Raw genomic sequence first — 25876 nt, 5'->3', positions numbered from 1 at the left:
CTCAACTCGGAAATACAGGATGTGCCGGTGCACGGTGTTCCCTGGCTCGCGGTGCGGTAGCTCACGGTCGGCGATCGGGCCCGAGGTCCGCGCTCTGGGCCGTCCCGGCTTCGTTTTCCCGGAGCAGGGTATTCAGTATCGGTCCGATGGCGGCGGCGCCCGTCGGATTCATCATTCCGGTGTGCCATTCATCGATCGGGAATTCGTGAATGGAACCAGTGATATGCCCGCGCCAGGTTGCGGCGATCTGGTCTCGATATGCCTCCCGGGCGGCGACGAAGAGGACGGCGTCGCCGGTGTAGTGGCCCGGTTCGTGTGAGACCGGGGTTGTGAAGCACTCGGTTACTCGTTCTACCTGCTGGGGGCTCAAAATCCCTTCGGCGCTGAGTCGTTCCGCGATGAGCGGCAGCAACGCTGCCGGATCGTCGACTTGCTGGTCGTCGGTTATGCCGAGGAACGTCCGCCAGCCGTGCAGGAATTCGGTCAGCGCACGCTGGTCCGATGCGGCGTCGGGTTCCGGTGCGGGCGCGAGGTTCTCGGCGATGCCCGCGTCGACGAGGGCGAGCAGGCCGACGGGGTGACCGGCCTGTTGCAGGCGAGCGGCCATGGCGTGCGCGATCTTTCCGCCCAGTGACCAGCCGAGCAGGTGATAGGTGATGCCGGGGAAGGCCTCGAGCAGTTCCGTGACGTAGCGCTCGGCGTAGGCCTCCACCGAGTCCAGCCGGGGGCTGTCGTCCACCACGTAGGGGTCTTGGAGGCCGTAGATCGGACGGTCCGGGTCCAGATGGCCCGCGAGGGCGCCGTAGACCCAGGCGAGACCGCCGCCCGGATGGATACAGAACAGCGGGGTCTTGTCGCCGGATGACCGCAGCGGCGCCAGTACTCCGAGGGAGACGCCCAGCTCGGACTGTGGTTTCGCGAGATATCGGGCCAGGGACGCCGGTGTCGAATCGGCGAACAGCAGCCGGTAGGGGACGGCGATCCCGGTGCGGGCCCGCAGCTGGGACACCAGCTGCATGGCGACCACTGAGGTGCCGCCCGAAGTGAAGAAGTCGTCGTCGACGCCGACCCGCGCCAGGCCGAGCACTTCCGCGAACACCGAGACCACGATTTCTTCGAGCGGTGTCGAAGGCGCCCGGTAGGGCACGACCGCCCCCTCCGGTGCCGGCAGCGCGCGTCGATCGACCTTTCCGTTCCCGGTCAGCGGCAGCGCCTCGAGGACGGTGATGGTGTCGGGGACCATGAAGGAGGGCAACCGTCGCGCCACCGCCTGCCGGATCGCGGCCGGATCGAGGCCGCACTCCGGTGCCGCGGTGACATACGCGGCCAATCGCGCGGCACCGCCCTCGGGTGCGTGGACGATCACGACCGCCTGCCGCACCTCCGCCGAATCGGCCAGCACCGTTTCGATTTCGCCGAGCTCCAGCCGCTGACCGCGAATCTTGACCTGGAAATCGGCGCGGCCCACGAACCGCAACGCCGCGGCATCGGCCGAGCCCGTCCAGCGCACCAGGTCTCCGGTGCGGTACATCCGAGATCCGGGCGCACCGAAGGGATCGGCCACGAACGCGGCCGCCGACATGGCCGGCCGGTGCAGATAACCGCGCCCCACACTCGGACCGCCCACGTACAGCTCTCCGACGGTACCCGGCGGCACCGGCCGCAGGGACGAATCCAGCACCACCAGAAGAGCTTCCGGAATCGGACCACCCAGCGACACCGGATGTTCGGGATCCAGCGGCGTCCCGGCGATCCACAGGGTGCACTCGGTCGGCCCGTACACGTTGTGCAGCTCACGGATGCCGGCGGCGTCGGTGCCCGACCAGCGCCGCACCAACTCCGGCGGGCACGCCTCGCCGCCGCTCAGGACGGCGCGCAGGTCGTCGAGCCCGGCGGGATCGACCGACAGGCCGACCGCGGGAGCCATGAAGGCGTGGGTGATGCGCTGCTCGCGCAACAATTTCGCCAGCGGTTCCCCCGCGAAGACGTCGTCCGGCGCGACGATCAGGGCCGCGCCAGCCGGTGCCGCCAACAGCACTTCGATGACCGCGGCATCAAAAGTGCGTGCGGCGCCCGCCAATACGCGCGATGCCCGGTCCGGTCGACTGCGCGCGGCCTGGATGGCGGCGACGGCCGCTAATCCCGCATGGGTGACGGCCACCCCTTTGGGTCGACCGGTCGAGCCCGAGGTGTAAACGACGTAGGCGGTATTGCCGGGGCGCACCGCGCCACCCCTGTCGATGTCGCCGACCGGCGCGGTACTGCGTGCGGAAAGGCCGGCCGCGTCCAGATCGATCACCCGCATGCCGGCCTCGGCCCATGCGCTCAGCTCGGCATCGGCGGCACCCGAACCGATTACCCGAGAAACGATCTCACGGTTGGTGAGCACCACCGAGGCGTGGCAATCGGTGAAAATGAACCGATTGCGCTCCGCCGGCTGGGTGGGATCGACCGAAACGAACGCGGCGCCGATCTTGGCCACCGCCCACACCGCGCGCACCCACTCCACCGACCGCGGAATGGCCACCGCGACAACCGATTCCCGTCCGGCCCCGGACTCGATCAGCAGCCGAGCGCACCGATTCGCCCACTCGTCCAGCTCCCGATAGGTCCACGCGCTCCCGGCATCGGCGACCGCGAGCTGGTCCGCGTGCTCGACCGCGGCCCGGCCCAGTATCTCGGTAAGGGTGGTCGGTTCCGGTCCCGGGCCGCCATCGCCCCACTGCGCCAGCGTCATTCGCTCCTTCGCGTCGAGGACGTCGATCGCACGCAACCCGATCGCGGGGTCGGCGAGCACGGCGTCGATGATCCGTCGCAAGCGCCCGGTCAGCGCGACGATCGTCGCCCGATCGAACAGATCGAGCGCGTAGCTCACGCCGATCAGCAGCCCGCCGTCCGCACCGGGATCGTCGGACACGGTGACCGTGAGATCGAAGCGTTCCACCCCGCTGCCCAGATCCATAGGCGTGCACGACATCCCGGGCAGCAGATCCGCCGCCGCCCCGAGATCGAGGTTCTGGAACGCGAGCATCACTTGGAACAGCGGGTGATGCGACTGTGTGCGCGGCGGATCGACCGCCTCCACCACCCGTTCGAACGGGGTGTCGGCGTGTGCGAACGCCTCCAGATCGACCCGGCGGCATTGCTCGAGCAGTTCCGCGAACGAGGACGACTCATCGACCCGGGTACGCAGCACCAGCGTATTGACGAACATGCCGATGAGCCCGTCCAGCGCCGCGGCCCCGCGCCCCGCGATCGGCGTGCCCACCGCGATATCGGCGCCGCCCGAAACCCGCGCCAGTGCGAGCGTCAGCACCGCGTGCAGCACCATGAACACCGTCGCGTGCTGAGCGCGGGCGATGCGGTACAGCCCCGCCGCCGTATCCGGCTCCAGCGCAATCGAATAGGTATCCCCGCGCTGTGTTGCCACCGCGGGCCGCACCCGGTCGGTCGGCAGCTCGAGCCGATCGGGCAATCCCGCCAACTGTTCGGCCCAGTACCGGACCTGCCGCGCCGCTACGCTCTCCGGATCGGATTCCGTCCCGAGCACCGCACGCTGCCACAGCGTGTAATCGGCGTACTTCACCGGCAACGGACCAGCCCACCGCGGATCCAGCCCCGCCCGCCGCGCCGTATACGCCAGCGACAGATCCCGCGCCAGGGGCGCGAGCGACCAGCCGTCGGCCGCGATGTGATGCAGCACCAGCACGAGCACGAACTCACCGGAACCGCTGTCCAGCAACGTGACTCGCAGCGGCGGCGCACTCGCCAGCTCGAATCCGCGCCGGACCAGCGACCGGATCTCCCGCTCGAGATCCGCCGCGAGCACCCTGCGCACCTCGACCGTCACGGCGGTCTCCGCGACCGGAATGATCCGCTGGTACGGATCCCCGTCCCGGTCCGGGAACACGGTGCGCAGGGTTTCGTGACGCGCCACCACATCGCCGAGGGCGGCGGTGAGCGCCTCGATATCCAGTTCGCCCGTCAACCGCAGCACGAGGGGAATGTTGTAGGCCGGTGAGTCCGGTTCGAGCCGGTTGATGAACCACATCCGCCACTGCGCGAACGACAGCGGCAGATAGTCGGGCCGCTCGCGCACCACCAGCCGCGACCGCACCGGGTCGTCGCCGGACGAGCGTTCGGTCAGCATCCGCCCCAGCTGCGCCGCGGTCGGCGCGTCGAATACCTCGCGCACGCTCACCTCGGCGCCGGTCGCCGCGGCCACCCGCGCCGCCACGCGCGTCGCCGACAGCGAATGGCCGCCCAACGCGAAGAAGTCGTCGTCGACCCCGACCCGGTCCACGCCCAGCACCTCGGCGAACGCGTCGACCGCGAGTTCCTCGAACGGCGTCGAGGGCGCCCGATACGCCACCGCCACCCGATCCGGGGCGGGCAAGGCGCGATAATCCACCTTGCCGGTCGCGGTCAACGGCAGGCGCTCGAGCACGGTGACGGTGTCGGGGACCATGAACGAGGGCAGTCGTCGCGCGAGCGCGTGCCGGATCGTGCCGGGCTCGGGGAGATGACCGGGCGCGGCGGTGAGGTAGGCGGCCAATCGCACTGTTTCGCTGTCGGTGTGCGTGACGACCACCGCTTCCCGTACCTCGTCCAATTGCGCCAGGGCGGTTTCGATCTCGCCGAGTTCGAGGCGCTGGGCGCGGATCTTGACCTGCCGGTCGGCGCGCCCGGCGAACCGCAGCGTGCCAGTCGGCAGCCACCGCACCAGGTCGCCGGTGCGGTACATCCTGGTCCCCGCGGGCCCGCCGGGATCGGCGACGAACGACGCGGCCGACAACGCGGCCCGGCCCAGGTAGCCGCGCGCCGCACCGGGTCCGGCCGCGTACAGCTCGCCGAGCACGCCCGGCGGTACCGGACGCAGCCACGCGTCCAGCACCACCAGCCGGACGCCAGGAATCGGCCCGCCCAGCGAGACCGGCTCCCCCGCTCGCAATGCGGTCGCGGTGACCCAGATCGTGGATTCGCTCGGCCCGTACAGGTTGTACAGCTCACGCACACCGGCGGCATCGGTCCGAGACCATTGCCGCACCAGCGCCGGCGGGCACGCTTCACCGGCGACCATCAACACGCGCAGCGTGTTCAGCCGCTCGGCGTCCAGTGTGGCCGCTACCGCAGGAGTCACACAGGCGTGCGTGACCCCCTCGTCGTGGATCAGCGTCGTCAGCAGCGCACCAGCGAACGCGTCACCGTCCGCGACGACCAACCTCGCGCCGACCGAAACCGCCGCCAGCAATTCGAACACCGCCGCGTCGAAAGTGCGCGCGGCAACGGCCAATACGCGGGAATCGGCGTCGAGCCCGAATTGCCGGCGCTGCGCGGCCGCGACGGCCGCCAACCCGGCGTGGGTGACGGTGACGCCCTTCGGCGTGCCGGTCGTCCCCGAGGTGTACACGACGTAGGCGGTATTGCCCGATCGCACGGCTCCGGGCCGATCGACATCGGTCAGCGCTTCGCCGCTGTAACCGGCGAGGTCGAGCCGATCCGGATCGAGCACGGGAATCCCGGCTTCGGTCCACGCGGCCGGGCCGGATTCGGCTGTCTCGCTGCGGCTTGCGGCCGCGGCGATCACCACCGTCGCCGCGACATCGGTCAGGACGAACCGGTTCCGCTCCCGCAGGTGTGCCGGGTCGACGGAGACGAAAGCCGCGCCGGTCTTGACGACCGCCCAGACCGCCCGCACCCAGGCCGCCGAGCGCGGCAGCGCGATAGCCACCACCGTTTCCGGCCCGGCACCGCGGTCGATCAGCATGCGGGCGCACCGATTCGACCAGCGATCCAGTTCCCCATAGGTCAGGCGCTGGGCCGCGTCGACGACCGCGAGCTGATCCGGGAACCGCGCGGCGACCCGGGTCAGCATGTCGTCCAGCGTCGCGGGCACCGCGCCTACGCCGCCATCACCCCACTCCCGCAACGACTTCCGCTCGTCCGCGTCGAGCACGTCCAGCTCGCGCAAGCCGCCGGCCGGATCGGCGACCACGGCGCGCAGGATGCGCTCCAGCCGACGAGCCATCGCCACGACCGTCGACCGGTCGAACAGGTCCGTGGCGAAACCGAGGGTGACCGGGATATCGCCCCGCGTGTCCGGAATATCGGCGACGGTGACCGACAGATCGAATCGTTCGACGCCGACGGTGAGTTCCATGGGCGAGACCCGAACCCCGGGCAGCTGCGCGGCGGCCGGATCCAGGTCGAGATTCTGGAAGGCCAGCAGCACTTGGAACAGCGGATGATGCGACTGGGTCCGCGGCAGATCGATGGCTTCCACGATGCGTTCGAACGGGATATCGGCGTGGGCGAAGGCCTCGAGATCCACCTGCCGGACCCGGGCGAGCAGATCCGCGAACGAACCGGCCTCATCCACCGGCGTACGCAACACCAGCGTGTTGACGAACATGCCGATCACGTCGTCCAAAGCCGCTGCGCCCCGCCCGGCGATCGGCGTTCCGATCGAGATGTCGGCGGTCCTGGACAGCCGCGACAGCAGCAAGGCCAACGCCGAGTGGACAACCATGAACATGGTGGCGCCGTGGGCTTTCGCCACCTCCCCGAGGCCGGCGAACAACGCCGCGTCCAGGACGAAGGAGTGGCTCGCACCCGTCTGTGTCGCGACCATCGGGCGTGGCCGATCGGCGGGCAGCTCGAGACGATCCGGCACCCCCGCCAATTGCCCTGTCCAATAGGCGAGCTGGCGGGTCAGCGTCGACTCGGGATCGGACTCCGAGCCCAGGGTCTCGCGCTGCCACAGCGCGTAGTCCGCGTACTGGACCGGCAGCGGACTCCACTGCGGGGACCGGCCGGACCGGCGCGCCAGGTACGCGGTCGACAGATCCCGCGCCAGCGGTGCGATCGACCACCCGTCGGCGGCGATGTGATGGATCGACATCGCCAGCACATACGCACCGGAACCGCTGTCCAGCAACACCACTCGCACCGGCAGCTCGCACGACAGATCGAACCCCGGCCGGACCGCCGCGGCGACGGCGGCGTCGAGCCCAGCCGGATCCACCGGCCGCACCTCGACGCCCACCGCGGCCTGCTCGGCCGGCAGCACCCGCTGGAACGGTGTCCCCGCCTCATCCGGGAACACCGTGCGCAGGCTCTCGTGCCGCGCCACCACATCGCCGATCGCCGCGGTCAGGGCCGCGGTGTCCAGCTCGCCGGTCAACCGCAACACCAGCGGAATCGTGTAGGAGGCCGCGGCCCCGTGGAACCGGTTGATGAACCACATGCGCTGTTGCGCGAACGACAGCGGCACCCGGGCGGGTCGCTGCCGGGCGGTCGGCACGGACAGCGCCGGCTCGCCGCCGGCCGCCACGAGCTGTGCCAGCCGCGCGGGCGTCGGCGCCTCGAAGACCTCGCGCACCCCGATCCGTGCGCCGCCGAGCGCGGAGAGCCGCGCGGTCACCCGCATGGCCGACAGCGAATGTCCGCCGAGGGCGAAGAAGTCGTCGTCCGCGCCGACCCGGTCGATCCCGAGTACCTCGGCGAACACCTCCGCCACCGCCAGCTCCGCCTGGGTGGACGGCGCCCGGTAGTTCCGCGGGCGCTGTTCCGGTTCCGGCAGCGCCGCGCGATCCACCTTGCCGCTCACGGTGAGCGGCAGTTCCGGCAGCACCGAACACAGGTCGGGCACCATGTGCGCGGGCAGCCGCAGCCGGGCCGCGGCCAGCACCCGCTCCGGGTCCAGCCCGGCGCCGACGAGATAGCCGACGAGCCGATCGGTGGCCGCGTGCTGCACGACGACGGCCTGCCGGACACCCGGCTGGGCGGCGAGCACCGCCTCGATCTCACCCAGTTCGACCCGCTGTCCGCGCACCTTGACCTGGAAGTCGTTGCGGCCCACGAACTCCAGCTCGCCACTCGCGTTCCAGCACACCAGGTCGCCGGTGCGGTACAGCCGGGAACCGCTGCGGCCGAACGGATTCGCGACGAACGCGGCGGCCGTCTGACCTGGCCGGTTCGAGTAACCGTGCGCCTGCTGGATACCGCCGAGATACAGCTCACCGTGCACGCCGGACGGCACCGGCCGCAGCAACCCGTCCAGGACGACGGCCTCGACCCCGCGGATCGGCCCGCCCAGCGTCACCGGCGCGTCCGGAGCCATCGGCGCGCTGAGGGTGGTGACGATCACCGTCTCGGTCGGCCCGTACGCGACGTACAGCTCCCGGCCGGGCGCCCAGGCCGCCACCAGCTCCGCGGGCACCCGTTCGCCACCGGTGACGAGCACCCGCAGCGCGTCCAGCCCGGCGGGCGACATGGTCGCCAGCACGCTCGTCGTCACGAAGGCGTGCGAAACCCGCTGCCGGCACATGATGTTCGCGAGCCCGGGGCCGGCGAAGGTGTCCGGCGGCGCGACCACCAGTGCGGCGCCGTTCGGGTGCGCCATCAGCAACTCCATCAGCACCGCGTCGAAACCCGGCGCCGACACCGCCAAGACCCGGCAGCTCGCGTCCACCCGGTACCGCTCGCGCTGTTCGGCGGTGAAGTTCGCCAAACCCTCGTGCCCGACCACCACCCCCTTCGGGGTGCCCGTCGATCCGGAGGTGTAGATCACGTAGGCGGTGTGCTCGGGCCGCAGCGGGCGGACCCGCTGCCCGTCGCGCACCGCGCTCGCGGAGTATTCGGCGAGGCGCGCGGGCAGTTCCGGCCCGTCGAGCATCAGCCGGTCGGCGGTGTCCGGCACCGTGGCCGCCGTAGCCTGCACCGACAGGACCAGGCATACCGCGGAATCGGCGAGCATCCCGGCGACCCGGTCCCGCGGATGCCGCGGATCGATCGGTACGAAGGCCGCGCCGGCCTTGGTCACCGCCCACAGGGCGACGAAGAAGTCGATACCCCGGGGCAGCGCCAGCGCGACCGCGTCGCCCGGGCCGATCCCGCGTCCGATCAGCAAGCGGGCCAGCCGATTCGACCGGTCGTCCAGCTCGTCGAAGCGCAGCGTCACCGCGCCCGAGATCACCGCGGGTGCGCCCGGGTCGAGCGCGGCTCCGGCGGCGAGCAGGTCCGCCAGCGGTCGCGGCGGCTGCGCGGGGCGGCCGCGCACCGGCACGAGCCGGGCGCGCTCGGCCGTGGACAGCAGGTCGATCGCCCCCAGCGGCGCGGACGAATCGTCGGTCATCGCCGCCAGCACGTGTGTGAGCCGGTCGGCGCAGTCGCGGACCCATTCGTGTGCGAACACCTCGGGCCGGTACTGCACTTGCGCCTGGAACGGCTGCCCCTTGACGACGACCAGTGTGAGGGGATAGTGCGCGCCGCCGTGGGACAGTACGTCCGCCACACCCATGCCGTCGATCGCCGCGACCTGTGCCGTGAGCGCGGCCTCGTCGACCGGGTAGGACTCGAACACCAGAACCGTGTCGAACAGGGCCGGAACACCCAGTGCGGCATGGATATCGGTGAGCCCGATGTGGTGGTGTTCCAGCAAACTCGACTGTTCGGCCTGCACCCGGGCCAGCACCGTGGCCACCGGCTCCCCGGCGGCGTAGCGGACCCGAGCCGGGATGGTGTTGATGAACAAGCCGACCGCGGACTCGATACCCGGCAATTCGGCGGGCCGCCCGGACACCGTCGCACCGAAGACGACATCGTCGCGTCCGGCCAGATACCCCACGACGAGCGCCCAGGCCAGCTGGAACACGGTGTTCGCCGTGACCCCGGCCGCGGCCGCCGTGGCGAGTATCCGCTCGGTCAGCCCCTCCTCGAATTCCACGGCGACAGCGCCCATTCGCTCCGTCGATTCCGGAGCCGGGGCCTGCGCGGCGAGCAGCGTCGGCTCCGCCCCGTCGAGCGCGTCGCGCCACACCCGCAGCGAGGCCGCCGGATCCTGACGATGCAGCCAGTCCAGATAGGACCGATAGGAACCCGCCGACTCCGCGACCGCTGCACCACCCGGCTCGGCGTAGGCCGCCAGCAGCGTCCGCAGCAGCGACGGCATCGACCAGCCGTCGAACAGCACATGGTGGTAGGAGAGCAGCAGTGTGAACCGGTCGGCGGCCACCGCGACCAGGGTGAACCGCATGAGCGGCGCGGTCTCGATATCGAACGGCTCGGACCGGTCCTGGGCGAGCACCTCCGCGAGCGCGCCTTCGGGGGCCGTACGCAGGTCGACCTCGCGCCACGGCAGCACGACGTCCTCGGCGACGATCTGCACGCCTTCGCCCTGGGCGGTGGCATTGAAGGCCACCCGCAGATTCGGATAGCGCCGCAACAGGAACTGCGCGGCCCGGCGCAGCCGGTCGGCGTCCACCGCTCCGGTCAGTGTGATCGCGAGCTGCACCGCGTACACATCCACCCGCGACTCGGCCAGCCGGGCGTGGAACAGCAGCCCGGTCTGCAACGGCGACAGCGGCCAGACGTCGACCAGATTCGGGTAGCGCGCCTCCCAGGCGGCGATGTCCGACTGTGTCGCCCGCACCAGCGGGAAGTCCGACGGCGTATGCCCGCCGGCGTGCGGCCGGCGCAGCCGGTCGGCCACGGCGTGCAACGCCTCGACCCAGAGCCGGGCCAGTTCGCCGACCTCGGCGTCGTCCAGCACGCCCGCGGGGTAGCCGAAGGTGGCCGATAGACAGCCCTCGGTGACAACCGCCGTGATGTCGACGGCCGCCGTGGCCAGAACGTGCAGGTCGGCATCGGCGATCGGAGCGCCGAGGGCGTCGGTGACGGCGAACTCGGCAGGCGTTGTCCCGCTGGATGTTCGGTTCGGCGACGCCTGACCGAGATAGTTGAAGGCGATCTGGCCGGGCGGCCCGGCGGGCAGGGCCCGCGCGGTCTCCGGGTTGAGGTAGCGCAGCATGCCGTAGCCGATGCCGTGGTCCGGAATTGCGCGCAAGTACTCTTTCGCGATCTTGACCGCCGCCTCGATCGCCGGACCGCCGGTGCGGGCGTCCGCCAGATCGATTCCGGCCAACTCGATCCGGACCGGGTACGCGGTGGTGAACCAGCCGACGGTCGAGGTCAGGTTCGCGCCCGCGAGGACCTGTTCCTCACGCCCGTGCCCTTCCAGCCGCAGCAGCGTCGAGGACTCCGCGACACCCCGCCCGGCCCGCCAGCACGCGACCGCCACGGCCAGCGCGGCGACCAGCGCGTCCTGGACGTCCCCGTGGAAAGCCGCGGGCGCCCGGGTCAGCAGCGCGGTGGTGATCTCCGGCGAAACCCGCACTCGCCGTACGCGTATCGTGCCCGCGCCGTCGCGCGCGGGGTCCACCGCACGCGCTCCGAGCAGCGGGTCCGGTCCGTCCAGGATCCGCTGCCACCCGGCCAGCTCCGCCACCCGCCGGGGCGACCGCGCCGCCTCGGCCAGGCCGTGCGCCCAGCGCCGCATCGACGTCCCCACCGGCGGCAGCGTCACCGTACCCGCGGTGCGGTACTGCTGCCACGCCGCGATCAGGTCGGGTTGCAGGATGCGCCACGAAACGCCGTCCACCACGAGATGATGCGCGACGAAGATCAGCTGACCGGACTGCGTCACGTCGGCGGGAGCGAACCAGAGCACTTGCAGGACAACGCCGTTGGCTAGATCCAGCCGGCGCAGCGCCGCTTCGACCGCCGCCGTGACCAAACTTTGGCGCTCGGCCGCGGTGCTCTCCGGTCCGGTGCCGATCGGATGGATCAGCGATTCGACGTCTGTCCCGCGCGGCCGGGTCTCGAGGCGCCAGTCCCGGCCGTCGTGCCGGAGCCGAGCCCGCAGCATGTCGTGCCGGTCGATCAACGCGGTCAGGATCGCCGTCAATCCGGCTCGATCCAGTCCGGCCGGCGCGGTGAGCACCAGGGTCTGGTTCAACCGTCCGAACTCGCCCTGCTCCACCATCCACCGGACGATCGGGGTGAGCGGCAGCGCGCCGACGCCCGCGCCGGGCAATTCCGCCAGCACCGGTGCGGGCGTGACCGATTCGGCCACCCGCGCCAGCGCGGAAACCGTGCGGGCCTCGAAGACCTGCCGCGGTGTGCAGACCACGCCGCGCTCCTTCGCCCGGGCGACCAACTGGATCGAGACGATGCTGTCGCCGCCCAAGGCGAAGAAGTCGTCGTCGGCTCCGACCTGGTCGAGTCCGAGGACCTGCGCGAACACCGCGGCGACGATTTCCTCGGCGGCGGTGGCGGGCGGGCGGTAGGTCGTCCTCGACCACTCCGGGGCCGGAAGCGCGCGCAGGTCCACCTTCCCGCTCGGGGTCAGCGGCAGTTCGTCCAGGACGGAGAAGGCGTCGGGGACCATGTACGACGGCAGTCGCCGTGCGGCGGCCTCCCGGAGGGTGCTCGCGTCGGGCAGCTGCCCCGGCGCTGGGGTGAGATAAGCGGCCAGTCGCGGGGTGTCACCGTCGGTGACCCGGGTGACGACGGCGCGCTCTACGATATCGAGTTCGGTCAGTACGGCCGCGATTTCGCCGAGTTCCAGGCGCTGGCCGCGAATCTTGACCTGGGAATCCGCGCGCCCCACCAGCACCAAGGCGCCCTCCGGGAGCCACCGCACCAGATCGCCGGTGCGGTACATGCGGGATCCGGCGGGCCCGAACGGATCGGCCACGAACGCCGTCGAAGTCGCCGCGGCGCGGTTGAGGTAGCCGCGAGCCACTCCGGGGCCGGCGACGTACAACTCGCCGACAACACCCGGCGGGACCACGTTCAGCCAGGCATCCAGTACCGCCGAACGTATTCCCGGGATCGGCGCACCGATCGAGATCTGTTCGCCTGCAACCAGTTCCGTACCGGTCACCCAGATCGTGGCCTCGCTGGGCCCGTACAGGTTGTGCACTGTGCGGACCCCGGCGGTGTCGCTGCCCGACCACTGCCGCACCAGCGCGGGCGGGCAGGCTTCGCCCGCGACCATCAGCACGCGCAGCTGATCGAGCCGGCGGGCGTCGAGCGTGGCCGCGACGGCCGGCGTCAAACACGCGTGCGTCACACCCTGGGCGCGCATCAGCTCCGTCAATGGCTCGCCGGCGAAGGCCTCCTCCGGAGCCACGATCAGCGCGGCGCCGACCGGCGCCGCGAGCAGCAGTTCGAAGATCGCCGCGTCGAAAGTGCGTGCGGCGACCGCCAATACCCGGGATTCGGCGGTCGTCCGGCAGTCTCGATGCTGCGCCGTGGTGATCGCGGTGAGCCCGGCATGGCTGACCGCCACGCCCTTGGGCGTCCCGGTCGACCCCGAGGTGTAGACGATGTAGGCGGTGCTGCCCGGCCGCGGCTCGCCGAGGCGATCACCGTCCCCGAGCGGGTCCGCGCTCCAGACGGACGGGTCGAACCCGGCCGCATCGAACACGACGACTCCGGGTACCGCCCACTCCCCTGCCGGTCGAGCACCGTCGGTGAGCAGTACGGTGGCCGCGCTGTCGGCGAGGATGCCGCGATTGCGCTCCCGCGGCTGCGCCGGATCGAGGGAGAGGAAAGCGGCGCCGGTTTTCGCGACCGCCCACACCGCCTGTATCCAGGCCACCGACCTCGGGATGGCAAGCGCCACGGTGGTTTCCGGCCCGGCACCCTGCTCGATCAGCCTGCGCGCGCACCGGTTCGACCACTCGTCGAGTTCCCGATAGGTCCATTCCTGCCCCGCGGCCACGACCGCGACCCGTGCCGGGAACTCCGCCGCGGCGCGGGTGAGGATCTCGGTCAACGTGCGCGGCCGCGGACCGGCGCCGCCCTCGTTCCACCGGCGCAACGCCTTTCGCTCGTCCGGTGCGAGTAGGTCCAGCTCCCGCAAACCGATCGCCGGATCGGCCACCACCGCACGCAGGATGCGCTGTAGGCGGTCGGCGAACGCCCGGATCGTCGAGGGGTCGAACAGGTCGAGGGCATAGCTGATGGTGATCGGCACCTCGGCGGCGACGTCCGGGATATCGGCGACGGTCAGGGTGAGATCGAACCGTTCGACCCCGATATCGAGACTCCGCAACGGTTCGACCGCGAGCCCGGGTAGTCGCACCGACGCGGGATCCAGGTCGAGGTTCTGGAAGGCCAGCAGCACCTGGAACAACGGGTGATACGCCTGGCTGCGCGGCGGGTCGAGAGCTTCCACGATGCGCTCGAACGGAATGTCCGCGTGCGCGAAGGCCGCCAGATCCACCGCCCGGCACTCCGCCAGGAGATCGGCGAACGACCGGGCCTCGTCGACCCGGGTGCGCAGGACGAGCGTATTGACGAACATGCCGACCAGCCCGTCCAGCGCCGCCGCACCGCGACCCGCGATCGGCGTACCCACCGCGATATCGGCACTGCCCGACAACCGGGACAGCAGTACCGCCAACGCGGCGTGCACCACCATGAACGGCGTCACCCGCCGGGCGCGCGCCAGCCTGCTCAACCCGGCCACCGTCGCGGCATCCAGAGTGCAGGACAGCGTGCCGCCGCGCTGCGAGGCCGCCACCGGACGCGGCCGATCGGCGGGCAGCTCCAGCCGATCCGGCAGCCCTGCCAAATGTGTTGTCCAATAGGCGAGCTGACGCGCGGCCGTACTCCGCGAATCGGACTCCGAGCCGAGCACTTCGCGCTGCCACAGCGTGTAATCGGCGTACTGCACCGGCAATGGCGCCCACTGCGGCGCCCGCCCCGCCAGGCGCGCGGTGTAGGCCAGCGACAGATCACGCACCAGCGGCGCGATCGACCAGCCGTCGGCGACGATGTGGTGCAACACCACGACCAGCGAATGGTCCTCGGATCCACTGCGTAGCACCGCGATTCGCCACGGCGGCCGCGTGGAGACGTCGAAGCCCTGCCGCACGATACCGCGCACCCGCTCGGTGAGCTCGCTCGCCTCGACAGCCGTTACCGCCAGGGCCGCACCGTCGTCGGCGGACAGAATCCGCTGGCACGGGATGCCCTGCTCGTCGGGGAAGATCGTGCGCAGACTCTCGTGCCGGGCCACCACATCACCGATCGCGCCGGACAACGCCGTCGCATCCAGTCGCCCACGCAACCGCAGCACCACGGCGATGTTGTAGGCGGGGGAATCCGGCTCGAACTTGTTGATGAACCACATGCGAGACTGCGCGAACGACAACGGAATTCGGTCCGGCCGGTCACGGGCCGCCAGTTCCAGGCTCGACTGCCGCTCCGCATCGGTGGCACGCGCGGCCAAGACGCCGCCCAGCTGCGCGGCGGTCGGTGCATCGAACACGTCGCGCACTTCGACCGGCAGCCCCGTGGCCGTCGCCACGCGGGACGCCACCCGTGTCGCGGACAGCGAATGCCCGCCCAAAGCGAAGAAGTCGTCCTCGGCCCCGACCCGGTCGAGGCCGAGGACTTCGGCGAAGACCGAGACCACAGTCTCTTCCCACGGTGTCGACGGCGTCCGATAGGCCGAGGTGCGCAGCTGCGGGGCGGGCAGGGCACGCCGGTCCACCTTGCCGCTGGGCAGCAGGGGCAGCTCGTCGAGGAGGACGATGGCCGCCGGAATCATGAACTCCGGCAATCGATCCGCCGCGAAATGCCGGATCTCGCCCACCAGATCGCCGATCCCGGGATCGTTCACGTACGCGCCCAGCGAATCCAGCGGACCCGCGACCGGATAGATGTCGTCGAATGTCGTGGTCACGTCCGCGCCGCGAACCAGCACCGCGTCCATCCGACCGGCCACCGGAGACCAGGTGACGGCCACCGTGTAGCCCGATCCCGCACCGAGCGAACGAAGCTCGTGCGGCAGCACCGCCGCGGCCGGGTCGCCCAGCTCGAGATCGGCGACCCGCGCGGCCGGGTCGGCGGCGTCGAGGAGGCGCGTCGCCGTGACGTCCGCGACCGTTCCGGCATGCGGTATTCCGGTGATGCGCAGCGCCTCGGGCCGCTCGGCGGCGAGTTGGGCGTGCAGTCCGCACAGATCACCGAATTCGGCCCACGCGCGCCGCGGCAGGTCGGCCAGCGACCGCACCCGCGCCGGGGCTTTGCGCAGGACCACGTCGTAGCGGTAGCGCGTCAACTCGTTGTCGACCGGCGCGTACTTCAGCTCGATAGCCACCGCGGCGATGCCGGCGACCTTGTCCCGCACCGCGCGAAAGAACTCGGGGGCGACCAGCAACTCCTGCTCGGCGCTCAGCACCCGGCCCGCGCGTTCGCGCACCGCGGCCACCGTGTCCTGGGCTCCGCCGGCGGCCAGCTGCGTGCCCGTGGCGAACTCCCGCAACAACGTCAGGTTCCGGATGTCGCCGAGGAACAGCGCGCCACCGGGCGCCAGCAAACCCAGCACCTTGTCGATCACGTCGATCAGGTAGGCGGCGTTCGGGAAGTACTGCGCCACCGAGTTCAGCACCACCACGTCGAAGCGGTCCGGCGGCAGGTCCGAGACGTCGTCGGCGGACTGCACGCGCAAACTCACCCGATCCGCCCAGTCCACCGCCGACTCACGCAGCCGGGATTCGAGATTGGCGATGGTCGCCGCCGAGAAATCGGTGCCCCAGTACTCGACGCAGCGCGGCGCCAGTCGCGACATCAGCAATCCCGAACCGACACCGATTTCCAGCACGTGTACCGGCCGCAGGCCGAGCACGCGGTCCACGACCGCGTCCCGCCACTCCCGCATCTGCCGCACCGGGATCGGCGCCCCGGTGTAGCTACTGTTCCAGCCGCCGAAATCGGCGTCCAACGCCATCGGCTCGGCGAACGCACGGCCGTCGCCGAGGTAGCTTTCCTTCCCGGCGTACAGGTTGTCGTAGACCTGCCGCCAGTGGCCGACCAGCTCGGCCGCCCGGTCACTCGCGCCGCCGACCACCGCGTCGCGATCGCGGACGATATAGGCGACCAACTGCTTGTCGAGCACAGCCGTGGTCTCGGCCGGAGCGAGGGTGCGGGCGACGACCACCGCGCGCGACACCGCCGGATGCGCTACCAGGGCGGCCTCGACCTCACCGGGTTCGATCCGATATCCACGCACTTTGACCTGATCGTCGGCCCGGCCGGCGAATTCGAGCACCCCGGCCCGGGTCCACCGCACCACATCGCCGGTCCGGTACATCCGCTCGGCGGCCCCGAACGGGCAGGCCACGAACCGCTGCGCGGTCAACCCGAGCCGGCCCGCATAGCCGCGCGCCACTTGTGTTCCGGCCACATACAATTCGCCCGCTACGCCGACCGGCACCGGGCGCAACCACGCGTCCAGGATGAACACCCGGACATTCGCCACCGGAGTGCCGATCGGCACCCGCGCGTCCTCCGCCCACGGCCGCGCGCCCGGGATCTCCTCGGTCGATACGCAGACCGTATTCTCGGTCGGCCCATAGGCATTGGCGATATCGACGCCGGGCCAGCGCTCCTGGAAGCGCGCTACCGCCGCCGCACTCAAGGCGTCACCACCGGTGACGACCTGACGCACCGAATCGGCGACCAGCTCGGGTTCCGCGCTCGCGAGCACCTCGAAGAGCGCGGTTGCCGCGAAGATCGTGGTGACCCGATGCCGGGCCACCGTGCGCATCAGCGCGGCGAGATCGAGCCGGTCGGGTGGTGCGATGACGAGTGTCGATCCCGCCAGCAGGGCGGGCCACAGCTCGTAGGCCGACGCGTCGAACGCCATCGACGAATGCAACAGGACTCGTTCGCCGGGGCCGCCGGGCCAGCCGTAGGTCGCCATATTGACCACGCCGCGATGTTCGACCACAACACCTTTGGGCCGTCCCGTCGAGCCGGACGTGTAGATGACATAGGCCGCGTCAGCCGGTGACAATGGCGGCATCCCGGTAGCGCGGGCGGCACCCTCGAGGTCCGCGACGTCCAGGCACAAGGTGGCCCGCTCATCTGCGGGCAAACCCGCTTCGACGGCAGCCGTCGTCAGCACGAGCACCGGGTCGGCGTCGTCGAGGATGAACTCGATACGGCCGGAAGGATATTCGGGGTCGATCGGCAGATACACGCCACCGGCCACCACCACCGCCAAAACGGCGGTCACCAGGTCCGCCGATCGTGGCATCGCCACCGCCACCACCGCACCCCGGCCGACGCCCCGGCCGATCAGCACCCGGGCCAGCACATCGACCCGCCCGGCCAATTCGCGATAGGTGACCGCGCCGTCGGCGTGCGCGACGGCCACCGCCTCCGGGGTGGCCGCGACCTGTCGAGCGAACAGGTGGGCGAGCGAGGCCGCGTGCGGCACCGGCGCCGCCGTGTCGTTCCAGACTCGCAGTACCTGTTCGCGTTCCGCCGGCGCGAGAATATCGATCCGGCCGAGTGGCAGGCCCGGATCCGTGCTGACGATGTCCAGCAAGCGCAGAAAGCGTGCGGCGAGGTCGATCACGGAGGCGCGATCGAAGAGATCGGTGGCGTATTCGATCCGGCCGGACAGTGCGGGGGCCGCCGCGGAGTCGGCCGCATTCACCCGTTCGACCACATCGACGTGCAGGTCGAATTTGGCGGTACCGGTTGTCGCCGGAACGATCTCGACCTCCAGTTCCGGCAACCGCAGATCGGGCAGCAGGTTGTTCTGGAGGGCGAACGACACCTGGAACAGCGAGTGATAGGCGGGCGAACGCACGGGGTGGAGCAATTCGACCAGGCGCTCGAAGGGCGCGTCCTGATTCTCGTAGGCGGTCAGGGCCTTCCGGCGGACCTGGTCGAGCACCTGCTCGAAACGCGGGTCACCGGACAGATCCACCCGCAGGACCCAGGTATTGACGAAGAAGCCGATCAAGTCGTGGGTTGCCGCATGGGTACGCCCGGCGACCGGACCGCCGATACAGATATCCGGGCCCGCGCCGACCTGCGACAACAACACCGCCAGCGTCGATTGCAGCAGCATCGACACTGTCACCTGGCGCTCGTGGGCGAGTCGATACAGCGCCGCGCACAGTGCGGGCTCGAAGGCGAACGCGATCACCTCGCCCCGATTGCGGGCGACCGGCGGCCGGGGGCGATCGGCCGGCAGCGCGATCGGCTGCGGCGCATCCGCCAGTTCGTTTTCCCAATAACGGAATTGCGTCGCCAGCACACTGTCCGGATCGGACTCCGCTCCCAGCGTCTCCCGCTGCCACAGCGTGAAGTCCGCGTACTGCACCGGCAACGGCGGCCACTGCGCGGGCTGTCCCTGCCGGCGCGCGGTGTACGCGGCCGTGAGATCCCGCACGAACGGTGCGATCGACCAACCGTCGGCGGCGATATGGTGCAGTACCAGCACCACGGTGTGGTCGTCGAAACCAGTGCGCAGCACCGTCACTCGCAACGGCAGTTCGGTCGAGACGTCGAATCCCCGGCGCACGAGCGCGGTCAGGACCGGCTCGAGCTCGCCCGGATCGACCGTCCGGGTCTCGATCGGCGCCGCGGCCGCCGCGATCGGCAGGATGCGCTGATAGGGCACCCCGTCCTCGTCCGGGAACACCGTGCGCAGGCTCTCGTGCCGCGCCACCACATCGGTCAGCGCCGCGGACAACGCCTCCTGGTCCAGCGGCCCGCGCAAGCGCAGCACCATCGGAATGTTGTAGGCGGGTGAGTCCGGTTCGAATCGGTTGATGAACCACAGCCGGGACTGCGCGTAGGACAACGGGATGCGCTCCGGCCGCTCGCACACCGTCAACGCCGGTCGCGCCGGTCGGCGGCCCGCTCCGCGGTCGTCGAGCGCGTCCGCCAGCCGGGCGGGCGTGGGGAACTCGAAGACATCCCGCACGCCCACTTCGGTGTCCAGTGCCGCGGTCAGCCGCGCGGCCACCCGCATCGCCGACAGCGAATGCCCGCCGAGCGCGAAGAAATCGTCGTCGGCCCCGACTCGCGCCACCCCGAGCACCTCGGCGAAGACGGTGCCGACCAGCTCCTCGGCCGGGGTCAGCGCGGCGCGCGAATCCGTGCCGGTAAAGACCGGTGCGGGCAACGCGCGTCGATCGACCTTGCCGTTGGGTGTCAACGGCAAGCTGTCCAGGACGACGATCGCCGACGGCACCAGGTACTCCGGCAGCCGGTTCGCGACGAAACGCCGAAGCTCGACGGCGAGGCCGGCCGCGGCTTCCCGCCCGCGCTCGAGGACGACATACCCGACCAGCATCTTGTCGGCCGCGCTCACCGTCTCCGCGGAATCCCTCGCACGAGCGATCACCACCGACTGCGCGACCATCGGATGCGCGGTCAGCGCGGACTCCACCTCGCCGGGCTCGATCCGGTACCCGCGCACTTTCACCTGTTCGTCGGCGCGCGTGACGAACTCCAGGACCCCGGCGCGAGTCCACCGCACCACGTCACCGGTCCGGTACATCCGTTCGCCGGCGCCGAACGGGCAGGCCGAGAATCGGTCCGCGGTCAGGCCTGGCCGATTCCGATAGCCGCGCGCCAGTTGTATTCCGGCCGCATACAATTCGCCCGGCACGCCGACCGGCACCGGCCGCAACCGCGAATCCAGCACGAATACGCGCATATTCGCGACGGGCGCTCCGATCGGGACGCTGCCGCCGTGGCTGTCCTCCGGCGAATCGGGGACCACATAGGCCGAGAGGCACACCGTGTTCTCGGTCGGCCCATAGGCATTGGCCACGCCGATTCCCGGCCACCGGTCGCGGAAGCGGGCGACCGCGGCGGGACGCAGCGCATCACCGGCGGTGACCACCCGGCGTACCGATGCGAGTGTCGATTCCGGACCCGAGCTCGCCAGGACCTCGAACAACGGAGTCGTCACGTACAACGCCGTCACGTCATGCCGGGATATGGTCCGGCCGAGTTCCTCGATCTCCGCTCGGCCGGGCGGTGCGATGACGAGCGTCGATCCCGCCAGCAGGGCGGGCCACAGCTCGTAGGCCGAAGCGTCGAACGCCATCGACGAATGCAACAGGACTCGTTCACCGGGGCCGCCGGGCCAGCCGTAGGTAGCCATATTGACCACGCCGCGATGTTCGACCACAACACCTTTCGGGCGTCCGGTCGACCCTGAGGTGTAGATCACGTACGCCGCATCGGCCGGTGACACCAGCGGCAAGCCGTTATCGAGCGGCTCGCCCGCGAGATCCACGGCATCCAGGCACAACGAATCCCGCTCACCCACAGGCAAACCGGCCGCGGTCGACGTCGTCGTCAACACCAGCCGGGGGTCGGCATCGGCGAGGATGAATTCGATTCGGCCGGAGGGATATTCGGGATCGATCGGTAGATACGCGCCACCGGCCCGCAGCACCGCGAGCACGGCGGTCACCACATCCGTCGACCGCGGCAATGCCACCGCCACCACCGAGCCCCGGCCCACGCCCCGACCGGCCAGTGCCCGGGCCAGAACCTCTACTCGCGCAGCCAGTTCCGCATAGGTCAGCTCCTCGCCCCCGAACCGCAGTGCGATCGAGTCCGGCGCGGCCTCGACTCGTTCGCCGAACGCCGCCACGATCGTGGTCTCCCCCGCCGTGCCTTCGGAGCGCGAGTTCCACTGCGTCAGCAGCTGCTCGCGTTCCGCCGCGGCCAAAAGCCCGATATCGGCGATCGATTCAGCGGGGTCGGCGCACACCGCGCGCAGGACCCGCAGATAGCGGTCGGCGATCTCCGCCACCGTGGTGCGATCGAACAGATCGGTGGCGTACTCGATCCGGCCGGCCAGCACCGCGGGAGCCGCCGCGCTGCCGAGGGTCTCGATCAGATCGAAATGCAGGTCGTTCTTGGCGCTTCCGGTGCTGCGGGCGAGGAATTCGGCGGCCACGCCGGGCAGGTCCAGTGCGGGCAGGCCACCGCTCTGCACTTCGAGGGAGACCTGGAACAACGGGTGGTAGGCCGTCGACCGGGCTGGATTGATCCGTTCCACCAGCCGCTCGAACGGGGCGTCCTGATTCTCGTAGGCGGTCAGGGCTTTGCCGCGGACCTGGTCGAGCACCTGCTCGAAACGCGGGTTGCCGGACAGATCGACCCGCAGCACCCAGGTATTGACGAAGAAGCCGACCAGGTCCCGCAGTGCCTCCGCGGTACGTCCGGCGACCGGGCCGCCGATCGACACGTCCGGTCCGGCCCCCAGCCGCGACAGCAAGACCGCCAGCGCCGCCTGCAAGACCATCGACGCGCTGACCCGGCGCTCGCGCGCCAGCCGATACAGTGCCGCGCGCAGCGGCGCGTCGATGGTGAATTCGACGACGTCGCCGCGGTTGCTCAGCACCGGTGGGCGCGGCCGGTCGGCCGGTAAGGCCATCGGTTGCGGCGCGCCCGCCAATTCCCGTGCCCAGTACCGGCATTGCGCCGCGAAAACGCTGTCGGCATCGGGCTCCGACGCCAGCAGTTCACGCTGCCACACCGCGTAGTCGGCGTATTGCGCCGGCAGCGGTCCCCATCCCGGCTCCCGCCCCACCGCAGCGGCCGCGTACGCCGTGGACAGGTCCCGCAGCAACGGGACCATCGACAAACCGTCCGCGGCGATGTGATGCAGCACCAGCACCATGACGTGCTCGATCGGGCCGCACCGAAACACCGTGGCCCGCAAGGGCATATCCACGCGAAGGTCGAATCCGCTCCGCACCCGCGCGGTCACCGCATCGTGCACCCGCGCCGGATCCAGCTCGATCACCTCGAGCACCGGAGCGGCCGCCGCACTCGGGACGATTTCCTGCCGCGGCACCCCGTCCAGCTCGGGATAGCGAGTGCGCAACACTTCATGGCGCGCGACCACCGCGCCGAGCGCCGCGGTCATGGCCTCGGTGTTCAGTGCTCCGGACAGCCGGAACACCAGCGGGATGTTGTAGGTCGGCGCTTCGGGCTCGAACCGGTTGCTGAACCACATGCGTAACTGCGCGGACGACAAGGGAATTCGTGCTGGTCGTGCCCGGATGACCAGCTTCGCCCGCGCCGGGCCCGGGCCGATCTCGCGTGCGGTGAGCACGCCGGCCAGCGCCGCGGCCGTGGGCGCGTCGAAGATGTCCCGGACGCCGACCGCCCGGCCGGTGACCTCGGCCAGCCGACCCGCGACCCGGGTCGCCGAGATCGAATGCCCGCCCCGCGCGAAGAAATCGTCGTCGACGCCGACGCGATCCACGCCGAGCGCGTCGCCGAACGCGGCGGTGACGATCTCTTCGATCGGGGACGACGCGGCGCGATAGGTCGTGACCGGTCGCTGCGGCCGGGGCAGGGCGCGGCGGTCCACTTTCCCGCTCGCGGTCATCAGCATCTCGTCGAGCACCGTGATGGTCTCGGGAACCATGTACGACGGAAGTCGTCGCGCCACCGCCTGCCGGACCGTGCCCGCATCGATGGCGTGGCCCGGCGCCGCGGTGAGATAGGCCGCCACCCAAGCCGATTCGGTCTCCGCCTCGACCGTCGTGACGATGGCGTGCTCCACCTCGTCCAGGCCGGTCAGCGCCGCTTCGATCTCGCCGAGTTCGAGGCGCTGGCCCCGTATCTTGACCTGGGAATCGGCACGGCCGAGGAAAATCAGCCGCGGGCCGCCCTCGGCGCGGAGCTCCCAGCGCACCACGTCGCCGGTGCGATACATCCGGGTTCCCGCCGGACCGTACGGATCTGCCACGAACGACGCCGCGGTGCGGCCGGCCCGGCCGAGATATCCGCGTGCCACGCCGGGACCGGCCACGAACAACTCGCCCGCCACACCGGCGGGCGCGGGTCGCAGCCACTTGTCGAGCACGGTAAGCCGGACTCCGGGGATGGGAGCACCCAGCGTCACCGCGTCGCCGGGACGCAACGCCGCGCCGCTGACCCAGATCGTGGCCTCGCTCGGCCCATACAGGTTGTACAGCAGGCGGGTACCGGCGGCGTCGCTGCCCGGCCAGTCCCGCACCAGCGCGGGCGGACAGGCTTCACCGGCCACCATGAGCACCCGCAGCTCGTCGAGCCGGCGCGGGTCGAGCGTGGCGGCGACGGCCGGCGTCAGGCACGCGTGCGTCACCCGCTGGGCGCGCAGCAACTCCTGCAAGGCCGCGCCGGCGAAAACGTCACCGGGAGCGATGATCAGCGCCGCCCCGGCCGAGACCGCCGACAACAGCTCGAACACTGCCGCGTCGAAGGTGCGGGCGGCGACCGCCAGCACCCGGGAGTCGCGGTCGAGCCGGTACTGCCGGCCGAGGGTGTCCGACACCCCGGACAGGCCCGCATGGGTCACGGCAACACCTTTCGGTGTGCCCGTCGAGCCCGAGGTGTACACGACGTACGCGGTATGGCCGATCCGCAGCGTGCCGCGGCGCTCCGCGTCGGTGATCGGGGCGGTGTCGCCCGCACGCGGTTCGAGCCGGTCGATATCGACCACCCGGAGGCCGGTCTCCGCCGAACCGGTTGCTGCCGCGCCGGTTTCACTACTCGTCAGCAGGAGGGCGGCCGGGCAATCGGCGAGAATGAAGCGATTGCGTTCGACCGGCTGGCTCGGATCTATGGTCACGAACGCGGCCCCGGTCTTGGCGACCGCCCAGACCGCGCGCACCCAGGCCGATGAGCGCGTGATCGCGATCGCCACGGTGGTTTCCGGGCCCGCGCCGCAGTCGATCAGCGTGCGCGCACACCGGTTCGACCAGTCATCGAGCTCGCGGTAGGTCCACGTGTGCGCGGCGTCGTGCACCGCGAGCCGATCCGCGTGCGCGGCTGCCGTCCGGGACAGCATGTCGGACAACGTGACCGGCTCGGGCCCCGAACCGCCCGCACCCGATTCCAGTAACGCCCGCCGCTCACTGGGCTCGAGCAATTCGACGGCGTGCACCGGAGTCTCGGAATCGGTGCGCAAGAAGCTGCCGAGGAACGCTACGAAACGCCGGTGGTGATCGGCGACCTGATCGGCGGTGTACACGCTCGGGTTGGCGAAGAAATCGACCCTGGTGCTCTCGCCGCCGACGGCCGGATAGACGTTCACCGACAGATCGGGCACCAACCCGGGGGTCAGGACCTGGAGCCGGCCGGTGATATCGCCGAGCACGATCTTGGCGTCGAGGATCATCAGGTCCACCATCGGCCCGGCGGCCGGTGGAAGATGCCGGGCGGCAACTGATTCCGAATCCTGGAGCATGTCCTCGTGCCGGTAGCGCTGCCCGCGCAGGACCTCCAGCAGCGTGCTCCGGGTCTGCTCGAGCAAGGTGCCGACGGTGTGCCCGGGAGTGACGGCGATCCGGAACGGCACGATGTTGGCGGTCATTCCGCCGGAGCGCCCCATGGCCGCCGTGACCCGCGCGGACACCGGCAAGCTCAGCACCACCTCGTCGGAGCCGGTCATCCGCGCCAGATACACGCCGAACGCGGCGAGGACGACGACCGCCGGTCCGCCCGATCGGGTTCCGGCGGCGGCACGGAGCGCGGTGTCGGTGTCCGCACAGAGCAGCGTGCTCACCGCGAGCGGGTGCTCCTCGGCGAGTGCGGCCCGATCGGTCAGGGTGACCGGCACGGGGAGCTCGGCGACATACTTCGACCAGAACATCCGGTCGTCCTGGAAGCGTTGCGAGGCACGATACTGCTCGTCGGCCGCGACGATCTCACGCAGCGACCGAATCGCCTGCCCCGCGGGCTCGGCGCCCGCCCGCGCCGCGGTGTAGAGGTGCGCGCTTCGGGTGAGGATGTTCAACGCGGCGATGCCGTCCATCACCATGTGATGGGCGCGCAGGTACCAGAGCCACCGGCGCTCGGCGACCCGCACTATCGCACCAAGCACCACCGGGCCGGTCGCCAGGTCGATGGGCGCGCGGTAGTCGCCGCGCATCCAATCCAGGGCCGCGGCAACCGGATCGGGCGCCGTCGTGTAATCCAGCAGCCGCACCGCGCCGGTGGCGGTGTCGTCCACCACCTGCCTCGGCTGTCCGTCCACCTCGACCACACGCACGCGGCCGACCTCGAATTCGTCGAGCGCCCGTCCGAACGAAGCGCTCAGCAGCGCGGCGTCGAGGTCACCGGCGAGCTCGAGATACAGCGCGTTCGACACCGGCGTGGCGCCGGCCAGTTGCTGCAATAATCCGATCGCACGCTGGGCGGCGGTCAGCGGAAATGATTGAGGGTCGCGCATCCCGCCTCCTGAGGATCTGAA

Annotated in this window: 1 protein-coding gene; it reads right to left on the bottom strand. The window is 70.7% G+C overall.

Annotated features, from left to right (window positions below; translation table 11 throughout):
- Positions 1-61 precede the first annotated feature (61 nt).
- Entirely contained in the window at positions 62-25855 is a 25794-nt protein-coding gene (locus AB0M14_RS17185; protein WP_364995358.1) for a non-ribosomal peptide synthase/polyketide synthase, read from the bottom strand.
- Positions 25856-25876 lie beyond the last annotated feature (21 nt).

It is taken from the genome of Nocardia sp. NPDC051832, from assembly GCF_040681285.1.
Taxonomy (GTDB): domain Bacteria; phylum Actinomycetota; class Actinomycetes; order Mycobacteriales; family Mycobacteriaceae; genus Nocardia.
This window is presented reverse-complemented; position numbering and strand designations above follow the sequence as displayed.

Excerpts from the sequence above, each read along its gene's own strand:
- AB0M14_RS17185 (WP_364995358.1), bottom strand. The coding sequence starts at position 25,855 with ATGCGCGACCCTCAATCATTTCCGCTGACCGCCGCCCAGCGTGCGATC.